Source organism: Paenarthrobacter sp. CM16, from assembly GCF_013179505.1.
Classification (GTDB): domain Bacteria; phylum Actinomycetota; class Actinomycetes; order Actinomycetales; family Micrococcaceae; genus Arthrobacter.
In genome coordinates this window covers 1-711 of record NZ_JABMCX010000594.1, presented here as the reverse complement: position 1 = coordinate 711, position 711 = coordinate 1, and the positions used below count along the sequence as shown (strand labels likewise).

The following is a 711-nucleotide window of genomic DNA, read 5'->3' as shown; positions in this document are numbered from 1 at the left end:
TTATGCGGAGTTTGTTGCAGCGTGCCGGCGCGAGGTCGGTGGGTGTGCCGATGGTGACGACCACTGATTATGTGAACACGATCCCGGTGGACCAGGAAGCAGAGTTTCCGGGGAACGAGGAGTTCGAACGCCGGTACCGGGCGTATATGCGGTGGAACGCCGCGGTGATGGTCCACCGTGCGCAGCGCTCCGATATTGGTGTTGGCGGGCATATCTCCACCTATGCCGGTGCCGCGACCCTGTACGAGGTGGGGTTCAACCACTTCTTCCGCGGCAAGGACCACCCCGGTGGCGGGGACCAGGTGTTTTTCCAGGGCCACGCTTCCCCTGGCATGTACGCCCGCGCGTTCATGGAAGGCCGTCTGACCGAGGAGGATTTGGACGGGTTCCGTCAGGAAAAGTCCAAGGCCGGCCATGCCCTGTCCTCGTACCCGCACCCGCGGTTGATGCCTGATTTCTGGGAGTTCCCGACCGTGTCGATGGGTATCGGCCCGATGAACGCGATCTACCAGGCCCAGTCCAACCGGTACCTGCAGAACCGTGGCATCAAAGACACCTCGGACCAGCAGGTCTGGGCGTTCCTTGGTGACGGGGAAATGGACGAGCCCGAGTCCCGTGGTTTGTTGCAGCTCGCCGCGAACGAGAACCTGGACAACCTGAACTTCGTGATCAACTGCAACCTCCAGCGCCTGGACGGACCGGTCCGCGGCA

The 711-nt window shown here is 62.6% G+C and carries 1 pseudogene; it reads left to right on the top strand.

Annotation, left to right across the window (positions count from 1 at the left end):
• A pseudogene (locus HP499_RS25595) lies at positions 1-711 on the top strand (pyruvate dehydrogenase (acetyl-transferring), homodimeric type); the annotation flags it as partial.